This is a genomic window from Methylobacterium platani, from assembly GCF_001653715.1.
In the GTDB taxonomy this organism is placed as follows: domain Bacteria; phylum Pseudomonadota; class Alphaproteobacteria; order Rhizobiales; family Beijerinckiaceae; genus Methylobacterium; species Methylobacterium platani.
The window spans coordinates 85,447-99,725 of the sequence record NZ_LWHQ01000027.1; the positions used below are offsets into that span (position 1 = coordinate 85,447).

Here is a 14,279-nt window from a genome sequence, read left to right on the forward strand (position 1 = left end):
CGCCGCCCCTCGGCGGTTATGCCCGTGCCCCGATGCCATCTCCGGCCTTATGGGCGATTCAGGCCGGGTCGCACAAGGCTCTGCCCGACCGGGCCCTATGCCGGAACGGGATTGCCGAGCGTCGAGTTGAGGGGGCTGCCGAGCCGGGAGCCGCCATGAGCAAGCCTGTTCCGAGTCAGTCAGTCCTGAGAACGTCCCGTCTCGCCCTGCTCGGCCTGATGCTCGCGACCGGCCCGCACGCGGTCCTGGCGCAAGGGGCCGCCGACGCGCCCGCCGTCGTCGAGGACGGCGAGCCCCGTCCGGGACCGCCTCCGGCGCAGCCGGACGTCGCCGATCCGAACGGGCGGGCCGGCGAGGCCCTGACCGAGCCCGGCGGGCGATCCGCCATCCCGAAAACGCTTCGCGCCTCGGGGTCGAGGGCCGGCGGGCCGGCGAACGACCTCAATCCCGGCGGCCGCGCCGAAGCGGCAGCCCCGCCGAAGGGCGATCTCGGCCGGGTCGTCGCCGGCAAGGAGCTCTTCCACGGCAATTACTGCGGCAAGGGGCAGCGTGGCGAGGGCCTGCCCCCGACGGACGACCTCGACGCCGCGTGCATGCGCCACGACGCCTGCTACGACACCGCCGGCTACAGCTCCTGCGCCTGCGACGCGACGCTCAGGCGCGAGGCGTCCCAGGTTTCCGACAGCCCGGGCGCGTCCCTGGAGGTCCGGCGCAGGGCCCTCAGCGTGATCGAGGCCGCGGAGGCAATGGAGTGCCGCACCCCGTGATCGCGGCTCCGCGAACGCCTCGCCGCGATGCCGCCGCGTCGCCTCAAGGCCCCGTGCCCCGGCGATCCGGGATCGGGACGGCGCCACGCCGGTCCCGGTCGAGCTCCGACATCAGGTCCGCGAGATACGACGCGAGCCGCCGGCGCGCCCCGGAATCCGGGCAGGCGACCGTGACGCCGATGCCGGGGGCCTCGCCCTCGTGCCGGCGCAGCACCGATTCGGCCATCAGCGCGACCTCGCGTTCGGCCCGGGCCGTCAGCACGCGCACGCCGCGGCGCGTGGCCAGGATCACCTCGTAGCGGACAGGGGTCACGGGTCGGCTCCCGTCGAAGGAACGGCCCGGGTGCCCGGGCCGGATCGAAGGCCCGATAACGGGCGAGGTCCGGGAATCGATCCGGCGAAGCCCGAGATTTTCCGCCGGCGGTCGATCGGCGGTCCCGGTCGCCGGGCCCCGCTCGGGCCGGGCGTTCACGGCCTGACCGCGGGGTAGACCGCTTCCGCAAAGCCGGGCAGAAACGGCGGTCCGCGCGAGGTCACGGCGCGCGAGGGGGAGGGTTCGACGATGCGGCGCGGGGTGCTGTCCGCGGTGCTGACGCTCTGCGCGTGCGCCGGCACGATCGCGCCGGCGCAGAGCCAGGGGCGGACCCGCATCCTGCCGGAGGGCGGCGTCGCCGTACGGCTGACCGCCGAGGAGCGCGCCCGCATCGGCGTCGTCACGGCCCGCATCGCGCCGCAGCCGCACAAGGTCGAGATCCTGGCCTACGGCAGCGTCCTCGATCCCGCCCGCATCACCGATCTCACCAACAGCTACGCCGGCGCCGGCGCCGCCCTGCGGACGGCCAGGGCGCGCGCGGAGGTGTCGGCCGGGGTCCTGCGCCGGGCCCGCAGCCTCGGCCCCTCGGTCGTCGCCGGCGCCCAGCTCGAGACCGCCGAGGCCACCGCCGCGACCGACGAGGCGGCGGTCGCGGCGGCCGAATCGCAGCTGCGGACCCTCGCGGCCACCGCCCAGCAGGAATGGGGCCCGGTGCTCGGCCGGGCGATCGTGGAGCGGGCCTCCCTCGCCACGCGCCTGATCGAGCGGGCGGACCTCCTGGTTCAGGTGACGCTGCCCTCCGGCGAGGCGATGAAGGCGCCCCCCGCCACCGCCGCCGCCGAGGTGCCGCCCGAGAGCGAGCGGGTGACGCTGCGCCTCGTCTCGCCGGCGACGCGGACCGACCAGCGCATCCAGGGCGTCAGCTACTACTACCTCGCGGCCGGCGACGGCGGCCTCCTGCCGGGCATGAGCGTGCAGGCCTTCCTGACCTCGCCGCAGCAGGCTGTCGGGATCGCCGTGCCGGAGAGCGCGGTGATTCACTGGCAGGGCGGCGCCTGGATCTATCGGGGCGTCGGCGCCGACACCTTCGCCCGGCACCCGCTCAAGCCGGACGCCGCGACCTCCGCGGACCGCTACGTAGTCGACGACCTCGGCGGGGAGGCCGACATCGTCGTCACCGGGCCGCAGGCGGTGCTGAGCGAGGAGCTGAAGGGCCGGATCCAGGCCTCCGGCGACGCGGACGACGACTGAGCGGCACGGCGTGACCCCGACCGAACCGCGCAGCACCGATCCGCAGGCGGCCGACGGCCCGGGGCCTGCGCCCTCCGGCTTCCAGGCGGCGCTGGTGCGGTTCGCCGTCCGCCGACCCGGGATCGTCGTGGCGCTCGCGCTCGCGCTCGTCGTCTACGGCCTGACTGCCCTCGGCTCGGCCAAGTACGACGTCTTCCCGGAATTCGCTCCCCCCGCCGTCACGGTGCAGACCGAGGCGCCCGGCCTCAACCCGGAGCAGGTCGAGGTGCTGGTCACCCAGGCCGTCGAGGTCGCCGTCAACGGCCTGCCCGGCCTCGCGACCCTGCGCTCGAACTCGATCCAGGGGGTCTCGGTCGTCACCGCGACCTTCCGCCAGGGGACCGACATCTACCGGGCGCGCCAGCTCGTCGGCGAGCGGCTGGCCGGGCTCGCCGGGCGGCTGCCGCAGGGCGTGGCGTCGCCGACGATGACGGCGCTCACCTCCTCGACGAGCGCGATCCTGCTCGTCGGCCTGACCTCGCCGACGCGCTCGCTCATGGACCTGCGCACCGTGGCGGACTGGCGGGTGCGCCTGCGCCTCCTCGCGGCGCCGGGTGTCGGCGAGGTGCTGGTCTATGGCGGCGACGTCCGCTCGATCCGCATCCAGGTCCGGCCGCAGGACCTCGTCCGCTTCCGCATCGGCCTCAACGACGTGCTCGCCGCTGGCCGCAAGGCGACGGGCGTGCGCGGCGCCGGCTTCATCGACACGGCCAACCAGCGCATCACCCTGCAGACCGAGGGGCAGTCGGTGACCCCGGCGGCGGTCGCCCGCACGGTGCTGATCAACGAGGGCGGCGCGAGCGTGGTGCTGGGCGACGTCGCCGACGTGGTCGCCGGCCCGGAGCCGGCGATCAGCGCCGCCCTCGTCGACGGGCAGCCCGGCGTCCTGATGATGATCGGCGCGCAATACGGCGCCAACACCGTCGAGGTCGCGGCCGGGGTCGAGGCGGCGCTCGCCGACCTGCAGCCCGGCCTCGCCCGGGACGGCATCACCCTGCGCACCGACCTGTTCCGGCCGGCAGGCTTCGTCGCGCAGGCGACCGGCCACGTCCTGCAGGCCCTGGCGCTCGGCGGCCTCCTCGTCGTCGCGGTCCTGCTGGTCTTCCTGTTCGACTGGCGCACGGCGCTGATCAGCGCGGCGGCGATCCCGCTCTCGCTCGTCGGCGCGGTCCTGGTGCTCGGGGCGTTCGGCTTCAGCCTGAACACCATGACCCTCGGCGGGCTCGCCATCGCCATCGGCGAGGTGGTCGACGACGCGGTGATCGGCGTCGAGAACGCGATGCGCCGCCTGCGGGAGAACCGGCGCCTCGCCGTTCCCCGGCCGGAGCCGCGCGTGGTGCTCGACGCCATCCTGGAGGTCCGGGTCTCGGTCGCCTACGCGACCTTCGCGGTCCTGCTCGTCTTCCTGCCGGTGCTGGCGCTCTCCGGCGTGCCCGGCCGCCTGTTCGGTCCCCTGGCGGTCGCCTACATTCTGGCGGTGCTGGCCTCGCTCGTCGTGGCGCTCACGGTCACGCCGGCCCTCGCGCACCTGCTGCTCGCCGGACGCAAAGCGCTGCCCACCCGGGAGCCGCCGGTGACCCGGGCGGTGCGGGGCGCCTACATCCGGCTCCTGGAGGGGCTGGCGCGCCACCCCGTCCCCGTCGCCGCGGCCGGGCTCGTCGCCGTCCTCGTGAGCGCCGTCCCGGTGCCGTCCTTCGGCGGCGCGTTCCTGCCCGACCTCAAGGAGGGGCACTTCATCCTGCACATGGCCACCGCCCCCGGCACCTCGCTGCAGGAGACCCTGCGGCTCGGCGGCCATGTCGCGGCGGGGCTCAAGGCGATCCCCGAGGTCCGGGCGGTCGCCCAGCAGGTCGGCCGGGCGGAGGCCGGCTACGATCTCGGCGGCACGCACGAGAGCGAGATCCACATCGACCTGGCGCCCGGCCTCGACGGCGAGGCCCAGGAGCGGGCCGAGGCCGGGATCCGCGCGCTGATGGCGGCGACGCCCGGCGCGACCTTCTCGCTGAAGACCTTCCTCACCGAGCGCATCGAGGAGGTGGTGTCGGGCTTCACCGCCCCGGTGGTGGTCAGCGTCCAGGGTTCGGATCTCGACCGGATCGAGGCGGCCGCCCGCGACGTGGCGCGGGAGCTCGCCGAGGTCCGGGGCGCCGCCGACATCCAGCTCCGGTCGCCGGCCGGCCTGCCGCAGATCACCGTCGCGCTGCGCCCCAACGACCTGCGCCACTGGGGCCTCGACGCGATCGAGGTGCTGGAACTCGCCCGCACGGCCTTCCAGGGCGACACGGTCGGCCAGTCCTACGAGGGCAACGCGGTCTTCAACGTCGTCGTCGTCCTCGATCCCGCCGCCCGCGCGCGGCCGTCGCGCCTCGGCGACCTGCCCCTGCGCACCCCCGGCGGCAGCACCATCCGCCTGTCGCAGGTCGCCGACGTCTACGAGACGATGGGGCGCTACGCCATCGCGCATCACGGCGCGCAGCGGGTCCGGGTGGTGACGGCGAATGTCGAGGGCCGGGACGTCGCCTCGTTCACCGACGCGGTGAAGCGCAAGATCGCCCGGGAGGTGACGCTGCCGCCCGGCGTCTTCGTCGGCATCGGCGGGGCGGCGGACGCCCAGGCCAAGGCCCGCCGCGACCTGGCGCTCTATGCCGGGCTCGCTGGATTCGGCATCCTGCTGCTGCTGGCGGTCGTCACCGGGTCTCTCGCCAACCTCGTGCTGATCCTCGTCAACCTGCCCTTCGCCTTCGTCGGCGGGGTGCTGGCGGTGGCCGCGACCGGCGGCGTCGTCTCCCTCGGCGTCATCGTCGGCTTCGTGACGCTGTTCGGCATCTCGCTGCGCAACACCATCATGATGATCGCCCATTACGAGCATCTGGTGCTCGTCGAGGGGCGGCCCTGGAGCAAGGCCACGGCGATCGAGGGGGCGGCCGACCGCGTGGTGCCGATCCTGATGACCTCGCTCGTCACCGGCCTCGGCCTCCTGCCCCTGGCGCTCGGTGCCGGCGAGCCGGGCCGCGAGATCGAGGGGCCGATGGCGATCGTGATCCTGGGCGGCCTCGCCAGCTCGACGCTCCTGAACCTCTCGGTCCTGCCGGTCCTGGCGCAGCGTTTCGCGCGGTTCGGGCGGGGCGCGGCGGGCTGAGCGCCCCGGGGCGGGCCGCGCCCGGCCTGGATCCCGGCCTCACGCAACCCGGGCCGTCCAGCCGCCTCGCGCGGCCGGACGGCGACAGCACGCCGGCGGTAACCCTCGCCGCGGAGGGGAGGGGTGCCGCGCTGGCTTGCCGAGATGGGTCCCGACAGGATCCCGGCCCTACTTCTCCGCCCGGCTCGGGCTCTTCAGCTGCCCGTAGACCACGCCGGCGAAGCTGCCGATCGTCGTCGGCCAGTCGAGCCCGGTGGCGGTGTGGTCGGCCACCTGGCAGAAGGTGGCGGTCAGGCCGTTGACCAGCTCGGCCGAGGTCGCCTGCGGGGCGGCCTGGCGCACGGCCGGCAGCAGGGTCGAGATGCGGGGCAGCATCTGCTCGGCCTTGAGGTCCTTGAGCTGGCCCGCCGCATCCGCCTGCTTCAGGGCCTCGGCGAGCGTCGGGTTCGAGACGGTCTCGCACGGCGCGTTGCCGGCCAGCATCGACTGGGTGTCGGCGCGGAGCTTCGCCACCTGGCCGGGCTCGGCGGTCGGCGGAGCCTGGTTGCCGAAGGTCTGGCGGACGTAGTTCGTCACCGCCGCCACCTCGGCGTCGGTCATGCCGACGCCGACCGCCGGCATCGCCGCGTAGTCGCCCTTGGCGTCGAGGCCGCCGAGGATCACCCGGATCACCGTCTCCGGGCCCTTGGCCAGCACCGCGCCGTTGCCGGCGAGCGCCGGGATCGCCCCCGGCATGCCCTGGCCGTCCGGCCGGTGGCAGGCGACGCAGCGGTTGAGGTAGGTGTCGGCACCCGGCGCCGCGGAGGCCTGGGTGAAGTCGGACTTGACGTCGGGCGTGTAGGTCGGCTTCGGCGCCAGGGTCTTGAGATAGGCGGCGATGGCGCGCACGTCGCCGTCGCTCAGCTTGCTCAGGCTCTCCTCGATCACCTGGCGCATCGGCCCGGCGACGACGCCGGCCCGGCCGGGCGCCGCCCCGGTCTTGAGGTAGGTGAAGAGCTGGTCCTCGCTCCAGAGGCCGAGGCCCTCCTTGTCGTCGCCCGACAGGTTCGGGGCGTACCAGCCGTCGATCGTGCCGCCCTCGAGGTAGCCGCTCCACTGCGAGGAGCCGACGAGCTTGCTGCCGTTGTGGCAGGCGCCGCAATGGCCCGGCCCCTCGACCAGGTAGGCGCCGCGATTGACCTGCTCGCTCGCCTTCGGGTCGGGCTTGAAGCGGCCCTCGGTGAAGAAGGCGAGGCGCCAGGCCAGCAGGCCGTCGCGGATGCTGAACGGGAAGGCGATGTCGGCGGGCTTGCGCGGCGCGTGCACGGGCTCGAGCGAGAACAGGTAGGCCTTGATCGCCCGCACGTCCTCGTCGGTGATGCGGGTGTACCAGGGGAACGGGAAGGCGGGGTAGAGGTAGCTGCCGTTCTTGGTGATGCCCTGGTGCATCGCGCGCTTGAAGTCGTCGTCGCTCCAGGTGCCGATCCCGGTCTCCTTGTCGGGGGTGATGTTCGGCGTCGCGAGCTTGCCGATGCCGCCCGGGAAGTTGATGTAGAGCCCGCCCGCATAGGGCTTGCCGCCCGGCGCGGTGTGGCAGGCGACGCAATCGCCCGCGGTGGCGAGGTAGCGGCCCTTGTCCACCAGGTCGGTGGAGGCCGGCTGTGCGAACGCCGCGCCGGCCGCGAGGGCGAGCGCGCTCGAACCGAGCAGGGTGTTGAGCGTGCGACGGATGACGGGCCTGCGGCGCATGGGGGGCTTCCTCCGGGGGGTCATGGGGCGGCGGACCGCAGCCGCAGCCAGAGATCGGCGACGTGGGCGGCGCCGGCGCCCGCGAGCGCGGCGGCGAGCCAGAATCCGGGGGCGCCCGCGAGCACGGCGCGCAGCGCCAGCATCAGGCAGGCGCCCGAGGCGAGGTTGACGAGGAGCGCGCCTCGTCCCGGGCCGCCGCGACGGCGCCACAGGACGAGCAGCCCGGCCTCCGCGGCGACGATCAGCAGCGCGGCATCGACGATGTGGCCGCTCGTGAGGAGATCCGGCAAGCGTGAATACTCCTGGCTGCAGCGAAGACGCGCAGTCGATCGGGGACTTAATCTAGGAAACGCGCGGGTCCAGCCCTGCAAACCCGGAAACAGCCTGCCCGTTCGCCGGAAACGCGCCACGGTTCACGATGTCGCATCAGCGGCAATCCGGCTTCGGACGATCCGATCGCCCGCCATCCGAGACTCGTCGAAGATCTCGCGAGCAGGCGGATCGCCGCGAAGGCTCAGAACGGCCCGTTGAGGCGCACGATCGACCAGTTGAGGCAGGCCGCGATTCCGACCCAGACCAGGTAGGGCAGGAGCAGCAAGGCCCCGAGACCGGAATGGCGCCCGACCGCGAGGATCAGCAGCGCCACCGAGAGCCAGAGCGCCGCCACCTCGATCAGGGCCCAGTCCGGCCGCTGCAGCCGGAAGAACACGCCGCTCCAGGCGATGTTGAGCACGCCGTTCAGCGCGAAGGCGGCGAGCAGCCAGCCCCGTTCCGGGCCTTCCGGCGCGGCGTTCCAGGCCAGCACCCCGGCGATCGCCGCGAGGGTGAAGATCGTGGTCCAGACCGGGCCGAACGCCCAGTCGGGCGGCTTCCAGGACGGGACCTGCAGGCTCCGGTACCAGGGGCCGAGGGCGGTGAGCCACGCGCCCGCGCCCGCCACCACGATGGCGGCGGCCGCCGCCACCAGGATCGGGCCCCAGCGGCCCCCGAGCGCCTCGATCACGGCGACACCCAGCGGAACAGGTGGGCGAGGTCCTTGAAGAAGATCCGCGCATGCGCCGCGGGTTTCGCCCGCACCAGTTCCTTGTTCATGTAGGCGTCCCAGGTGAGCGATTGCACGTCGGGGTCGCGGCAGATGCTGACGAAGCGCTCGCGCAACGCATCGTTGCGGTACCAGACGCCCTGCATCAGCCGCAGGATCCAGAAGACCCGGCCATGCGCCTTGAGGAAGCGGCGCCTCGCCTGGCGCAGGGCGCGAGCGTCGCCGGTGGCCAGGAAGGCGTGCCCGGCCTCGGCCGCCAGCCGCCCGCCGAACATCGCGTAGTAGATGCCCTCGCCCGAGGCCGGGGCGACGAGACCGGCGGCGTCGCCGGTGAGCAGCACGTCGCGGCCGTTGTCGAAGCGCGCGAGGGGCTTGAGCGGCAAGGGCGCGCCTTCGCGGCGCAGCGTCTCGCCGCCCTCGAGCCCGGTCGCGGCGCGCAAGCGGCCCACCGCCCCGCGCAGGGAGAACCCCTTGCGGGCGCTGCCGGTGCCGATGCTCAGCGTGTCGCCGTGCGGGAAGATCCAGGCGTAGAAATCGGGCGAGAGGACGCCCTGGTAGTAGACGTCGCAGCGCGTCGCCTCGACCGCGCCGGCGGGCGGGGTGCGGACGATCTCGTGATAGGCGAAGACCTGCCGCATCCGGGCATGGGCCGGAACCTCCTGGCGCCCGACCGCCGAGTTGGCGCCGTCGGCGCCGATGACGAGGCGGGTGCGCAGGGTCGCCTCGGCGCCGCTCTCGCCGCGGTAATGCACGCTGACCGGTCCGTCGCCGGAGCGGCCGAGGCGCAGGTAGGTGCCGCTCACGCGCTCGGCGCCCGCGAGCGCGGCGCGCACCCGCAGCCACTCGTCGAAGGGCCCGCGATCGACCATGCCGACGAAGCCCTCGCCGACCGGCATGTCGACCGCCTTCTCGCGCGGCGAGACCATGCGGGCGGAGCGGATCTTCGCCACCAGCAGATCGTCGGGAATCGCGAAGTCGCGGATCAGGCGCGGCGGGATCGCGCCGCCGCAGGGCTTGATCCGCCCGGCCCGGTCGAGGAGGACGACCCGGCGGCCGAGCCGCGCCAGATCGGTCGCCGCCGTCGCACCGGCCGGTCCCCCTCCCACCACCACCGCGTCCCAAATCGTCTCGCCCAAGGTCGTCTCGCCCAAGGTCGTTTCGCCCAAGATCGTTTCGCCCAAGATCGTCCCGCCCATGGCCGTGCCTCCCGTCCGGGCCGGGTTCGGCCGGATCGTTGTCGTCAGACCGCGTGCCGCATCGTCAGACCCGCCGCTGGTCGCACGGCCCTGTCCGGCCGGCCGATCCGGGCCGCGAGCCCGGCGGCGACGAGGAACAGGGCGGCCTCCGCGAGGAAGACCGCCGCGTAGGCCGGCACGACGGTGCCGAAGGCGAGCCGCGCGAGGTCGACCCCCGCCGCGCCCAGGAAGCCGCCGAGGCCGAAGGCGAGGCCCTGCGCCGCGCCCCACACCCCCATCCGGGTGCCGTGACGGCTCTCGCCGTCGGGCGCGCCGCCGGTGCCGGCGAGCGCCATCATCTGGCCGATCGCCGCGACCGCGAAGATGCCGTTGAACAGCCCGAGCCCGGCGACGCAGGGACGCAAGGGAGCCTCCGGCCCGGCAAAGCCGCAGGCCGCGATTGCCGCGAGCGCCGCGGCCGAGCCGAGGCAGCCCGCGACCGTCCAGAGCCGCAGGGAGGCGAGCCGCCCGCGCCCGTTGGCGGTGACGAGGGCGACCAGCACCATGCCGGCGAGCACTCCGCCGTTCTGCACGCCCGAGAGCTTGGTGGTCGCGCCCGGCGACCACGCGAAGACGAGGCCCGCGAAGGGTTCGAGGATCAGTTCCTGCGCGCTGTAGGCCAGCATCGCCAGGAACACGAACACCGTGAAGCGGCGCGCCTGCGGCTCGGCCCAGACCTCGGCGAGCACCCGGGCGAAGGGCCGCGCCGGCGCGGAACCGGCGGGACCCGGGTCCCGCGCCGGCTCGACGCGCCACAGGGCCGCGACCGCGACCAGGAAGGCGATTCCCGACACGCCGCCCGACACCGCGACGAGGCGGGCCGCCGAGAACGGGTCGAGCAGGTGTCCGGCGGTCGGCGCGGTGACGACGAAGCCGGCGATCATCATGATCCAGACGATCGTCGCGGCCGCACCCCGGCGATGCGGGGCGACGCCGGTGGAGAGCAGCACGAGGAGCGAGGTGCCGGCCGCCCCGACGCCGATGCCGACGGCGAGGAAGGACGCGACGAGGAGCGCGAAGCCCGCCGCCGGCTGGCCGGCGACGAGGACGGTGCCGAGCGCCGCCCCGACGCCGCCGAGGGCCAGCAGCGCCATGCCGCCGACGATCCAGGGCGTGCGGCGCCGCCCGAGATCCGAGCCGTAGCCCCAGCGCGGGCGCAGGGCCTGCACGGCGTAGTGCAGCGCCACCAGCCCGCCGGGCAGGGCGGCCGGCAGCGCGAGTTCCACCACCATCACCCGGTTGAGGGTCGAGGTGATGAGGACCACGATGGCGCCGAGCGCCGTCTGGACGAGACCGAGGCGCAGGATGGTGCCCCAGCCGAAGCCGGATCGCGCGCTCATGCGAGGCCTCCCCGGAGCGCGAAGGCGGCGGCGAGCATGCCCAGCACGTAGAGGAGCGTGCCGGTGCCGTTGTACCAGGCCGCGCGGCCGTGCGGATCGGCGAGGAAGCGGCGCATCAGCAGCGCCTGCCCGGCGAGCAGGGCGGCGACGAGGCCGGCCTGCCAGGGCGCCCCCCAGGCGGCGAGGAGGAGGACGACGACGGCCTGCGGCGCCGCCATCACCAGGCAGGCGAGGCGGGCGGCGGATCGCGCGCCGAGCCGTACCGGCAGCGAGCGGATGCCGGTGCGCCGGTCGCCCTCCATCGACTTGAAGTCGTTGAGGGTCATGATGCCGTGCGCGCCGAGGCTGTAGAGGAGGGCGACCAGGATGATCCGCCCCTCCGGCAGGGCCGACCCCATCACGGCGGCGCCGGTGAACCAGGGCAGGCCTTCGTAAGCGAGGCCGCAGGCGGCGTTGCCCCACCAGCCGTCGCGCTTCAGCCGCACCGGCGGCGCGCTGTAGAGCCAGGCCAGCGACAGGCCGACCAGGGCGGCGCCCAGCACCCACGGCCCGAGCCGGGACGCGACCGCGAGCGACAGCAGCGTCCAGGCGAGCGCGACGTAGAGGCCCCAGCGGCCCGGGATGCGACCCGACGGGATCGGGCGGTGTGGCTCGTTGATGGCGTCGACGTGCCGGTCGAACCAGTCGTTGGCCGCCTGGCTGGTGGCGCAGACGAGGGGCCCGGCGAGCAGGATGCCGGCGGCGACGAGGGGCCAGCGCCCCCCGACCGCGACCCCGGACGACACCACCCCGCAGGCGAAGGCCCACATCGGCGCGAACCAGGTGATCGGCTTGAGCAGTTCCAGCAGCGCCCGCGGCGCCGGAACCGCCGGGGGCGCGATCAGGGGCTTGGTCAGGGGCTCGGTCGTCATGCCGCGAGGGTGGAACCGCCCCGGAAGAGTGTCAAGCGGACTTTACACTCTCGCGCGCCCGATCGCTCGGACAGGCGCCCTCAATCGGCGCCGTCGTCCGCATCCTCGGTCCCGTCGAGGTCGCCGAGGCCGTAGCGGCGCATCTTGGCGTAGAATCCCTGCCGGCTGAGGCCGAGCATCTCGGCCGCCGAGGCGCGGTTGTCGTGGGTGATGCGCAGCGCCGCCTCGATGCACAGGCGCTCGATCAGGTCGGTGGTCTCGCGCACCAGCGCCTTCATCGAGACGCGGCCGACGAGCTCGGTCATGTGCTCGACCGAGCGCGGCAGCTCCCGCCCGCCCGGGCTCGCGGCGGCGACGCGGCGGGGCAGGGTGCGCAGGGTGAAGCCGAAGCACGGCCGGTCGCCGCCCGGCACCGACACCGCCGCGACCTCGACCTCGTCGACCGCCCCGAACTCGCCGCGGATCACGGTGGCGAAGTGGCGCACCGAGCCGTGCTCGGCGAGCGTGGTGAACAGGGCGCCGATCTCGGTGCCCTCGCGCCCGAGCCAGCGCTCGAGCGGTTCGCCCTTGGCCTGGTGCTCGGTCGCGAGCTGGGCGAGGTCGAGGAAGGCCGCGTTGACCCCGACGATGCGCCGGTCGCGGTCGGTGACGACGAAGCCCTCGGGCATCGCCTCGATCACTTCGAGCGCCCCGGAGCGCGCGGCGGCCGGGTTCTGGGCCGGGACCAGGGGGTTGAGGCGGACGAGGACGCTCGTCCCGGTCTCCTCGCGGAACAGGGTCGCGGCGACCCGGGCCTCGCCGCGGCGCTGCGCTAGGCGGGCGGTGAGGTCCTCGGCCTGGCCGGTGAGGCGCAGGCCCACGATGAGCGCCTGGACGGCGCGGCCGCCCTCGGGCTCGAACAGGTCGACGAGGTCGCGCCCGACGATGCGCTTGACCGCCCGGCCGAGGAGCCGGGCGGCGGCGGGGTTGATCTCGGCGATGCGCCGCGTGCCGGCATCGACGATCAGGATCGGCTCGCCGGCGAGCTGGAACAGCACCCGGTAGCGGGTCTCGGCGCTGCGCAGGCGGGCGTAGTCGCGCTCGAGCGCCTGCTGCGAATCGGCCAGCCGCTGCTGCAGCGCCGAGAGCGCCCGCAGGTCGCGCCCGATGACGATGATGCGGTCGTCGTCCGGCACGCGCAGGGCCGCGTAGCGGATCGGCACGTCGACGCCGCCTTGCGCCGAGGGGTGGTTGACCTGGCGCCAGCGCGTGACGGCGCCCGGTTCGGCATCCTCCAGCAGGCGCGCGATCTTCGGCCGGCTCTCGACCGTGACGGTGTCGATCCAGCGCCGGCCGAGCCAGGTCTCGCCGGCCTCCTCCGACAGCCCGTCGGCCCCGAAGGCGGCGTCGCGGATCACGCCGTCGCCGTCGACGACGAGGGACACGTCGCTGGCGGCAGCGACGAGGCTGCCCGTCGTCCGGGGATCGAGGCGGGAGACGGCGTCTCGCAGCACCGCGAAAGCTTCCTTCGCAGCAGGGCTCACGGGTCTGTTCAAGGGCCACCACTGTACGCCGACCACATCGAACAGGTCTTTCAGCAGGCTCTAATCCGCAGATCAAGCAAGCTTTGTACGATTCCGGGCGCTTCGCGCGCGTCGTCGACAGCCGCGTCGGCTCCGACGAGCCGGACCCGGTCGGGCCGGCCGTGAAAAGCGGGACCGCCGACGACCACCCGCAGGTCGCGGTTGCGCGAGGCGCGCCGCAGCATCGGCACCGCCGCGGCCAGCCGGTCGAGGCAGACGTCGCAGGAGAGCGACAGGCCGACCACGTCGAACCACTCGGCGCGCAGGCGCTCCAGCGCGTCGGCGGGCCGGGTGTCGAAGCTCGTCGTCACCTCCCAGCCGGCCTCGGCGAAGAAGTGGGCCGCGAGGGTGAGCCCGAAGGTGTGGGTCTCGCCCGGCGCCGGCACCAGCAGCACCCGCCGGCTCGCCGGGTCGACCGGAAGCGGGTCGAGGCAGAGCGTCTCGAGGTCGTGGACGAGGCGGCGCAGCCGCGCCATCGCGGTCGTGACCTGGACGAAGTCGCAGGCATCCTCCTCCCACAGCCGGCCGATATGGCGCGCGGTCGGCGCCATCAGGCCGACCAGCACCTCCTCGAGGCTCATCCCGTCCTCGACCAGGGCGCGCAGCTCGGCCAGCCCGTCGCGATCGGCCTGATCCAGCATCAGGGCGGTCAGGCGGGCGATGTCGTCGGTCCCGGCGCGGCGTCCGGAGCGATCGCGCGGCCGGGTTTCGCTGCGATGGGCGAGCATCAGCCGCGGGATGATCTCGGCCTCGACGACCTGGGCGAGGTCGTCGCGCCAGCGCGGTTGCCTATGTACTCCCCCGGAGTTCAGGGGCAGAGAAGACCGGTCCCGAAAAGCCCGCTCGCGGCGGGCCGCCAGATCGCCGGGCAGGGGACCGGACTGTGCTTGATCTCCCACCGGCACCTCCCCGATGCGCAGGAAAATCGGGCCTTTTCGATGGTGTGTCGACT

Annotated in this window: 12 protein-coding genes; 3 read left to right on the forward strand and 9 right to left on the reverse strand. The window is 74.1% G+C overall.

The window, feature by feature from the left end; genetic code table 11:
• Nucleotides 1-218: 218 nt before the first annotated feature.
• Nucleotides 219-767 carry a phospholipase A2 family protein gene (locus A5481_RS15090; protein WP_197514192.1) on the forward strand — a complete coding sequence of 183 codons (549 nt, stop codon included), beginning with the start codon at nt 219-221 and terminating at the stop codon, nt 765-767.
• A gap of 43 nt (nt 768-810) precedes the next feature.
• On the opposite strand, the gene A5481_RS15095 is transcribed toward A5481_RS15090, so the two are convergent.
• Nucleotides 811-1,080, reverse strand: coding sequence for a hypothetical protein (locus tag A5481_RS15095; RefSeq protein ID WP_048432775.1), 270 nt, complete (start codon nt 1,078-1,080; stop codon nt 811-813).
• A 249-nt stretch (nt 1,081-1,329) separates the two neighbouring features.
• On the opposite strand from A5481_RS15095, the gene A5481_RS15100 reads away from it, so the two are divergent.
• Both A5481_RS15100 and A5481_RS15105 read left to right on the forward strand, forming a co-directional pair.
• Nucleotides 1,330-2,331: an efflux RND transporter periplasmic adaptor subunit gene (locus A5481_RS15100; RefSeq protein ID WP_245238704.1), complete on the forward strand. Its 1,002-nt coding sequence runs from the start codon at nt 1,330-1,332 to the stop codon at nt 2,329-2,331.
• 10 nt (nt 2,332-2,341) lie between these two features.
• On the forward strand, nt 2,342-5,509 hold the full coding sequence (locus A5481_RS15105) for an efflux RND transporter permease subunit (RefSeq protein ID WP_082172999.1): 3,168 nt from the start codon (nt 2,342-2,344) through the stop codon (nt 5,507-5,509).
• 168 nt (nt 5,510-5,677) lie between these two features.
• Here the strand turns inward: A5481_RS15105 and A5481_RS15110 are convergent, their stop codons facing one another.
• From A5481_RS15110 to A5481_RS15145, 8 genes are all read right to left on the reverse strand, one after another.
• Complete coding sequence (locus tag A5481_RS15110) at nt 5,678-7,237, reverse strand: cytochrome c (RefSeq protein WP_048432776.1); 1,560 nt, start codon at nt 7,235-7,237, stop codon at nt 5,678-5,680.
• A gap of 20 nt (nt 7,238-7,257) precedes the next feature.
• Nucleotides 7,258-7,527, reverse strand: a complete 270-nt coding sequence (locus A5481_RS15115; protein WP_048432777.1) for a hypothetical protein — start codon at nt 7,525-7,527, stop codon at nt 7,258-7,260.
• Between the two features lie 224 nt (nt 7,528-7,751).
• Nucleotides 7,752-8,240, reverse strand: a complete 489-nt coding sequence (locus A5481_RS15120) for a TspO/MBR family protein (RefSeq protein ID WP_156311764.1) — start codon at nt 8,238-8,240, stop codon at nt 7,752-7,754.
• A complete protein-coding gene (locus A5481_RS15125; RefSeq protein ID WP_245238706.1) occupies nt 8,237-9,415 on the reverse strand; it encodes a geranylgeranyl diphosphate reductase in 1,179 nt (392 codons plus the stop codon). The genes A5481_RS15120 and A5481_RS15125 overlap by 4 nt, the downstream gene beginning before the upstream one ends.
• Nucleotides 9,416-9,519: 104 nt before the next feature.
• Entirely contained in the window at nt 9,520-10,854 is a 1,335-nt protein-coding gene (locus A5481_RS15130) for a BCD family MFS transporter (RefSeq protein ID WP_048432778.1), read from the reverse strand.
• Entirely contained in the window at nt 10,851-11,765 is a 915-nt protein-coding gene (chlG, locus tag A5481_RS15135; protein WP_048432779.1) for a chlorophyll synthase ChlG, read from the reverse strand. Before chlG ends, A5481_RS15130 begins: the two co-directional genes overlap by 4 nt.
• A gap of 80 nt (nt 11,766-11,845) precedes the next feature.
• Nucleotides 11,846-13,258: a transcriptional regulator PpsR gene (ppsR, locus tag A5481_RS15140; RefSeq protein WP_048432780.1), complete on the reverse strand. Its 1,413-nt coding sequence runs from the start codon at nt 13,256-13,258 to the stop codon at nt 11,846-11,848.
• Nucleotides 13,259-13,338: 80 nt separating this feature from the next.
• A complete protein-coding gene (locus tag A5481_RS15145; protein WP_245238708.1) occupies nt 13,339-14,226 on the reverse strand; it encodes a cobalamin B12-binding domain-containing protein in 888 nt (295 codons plus the stop codon).
• Nucleotides 14,227-14,279: the final 53 nt, after the last annotated feature.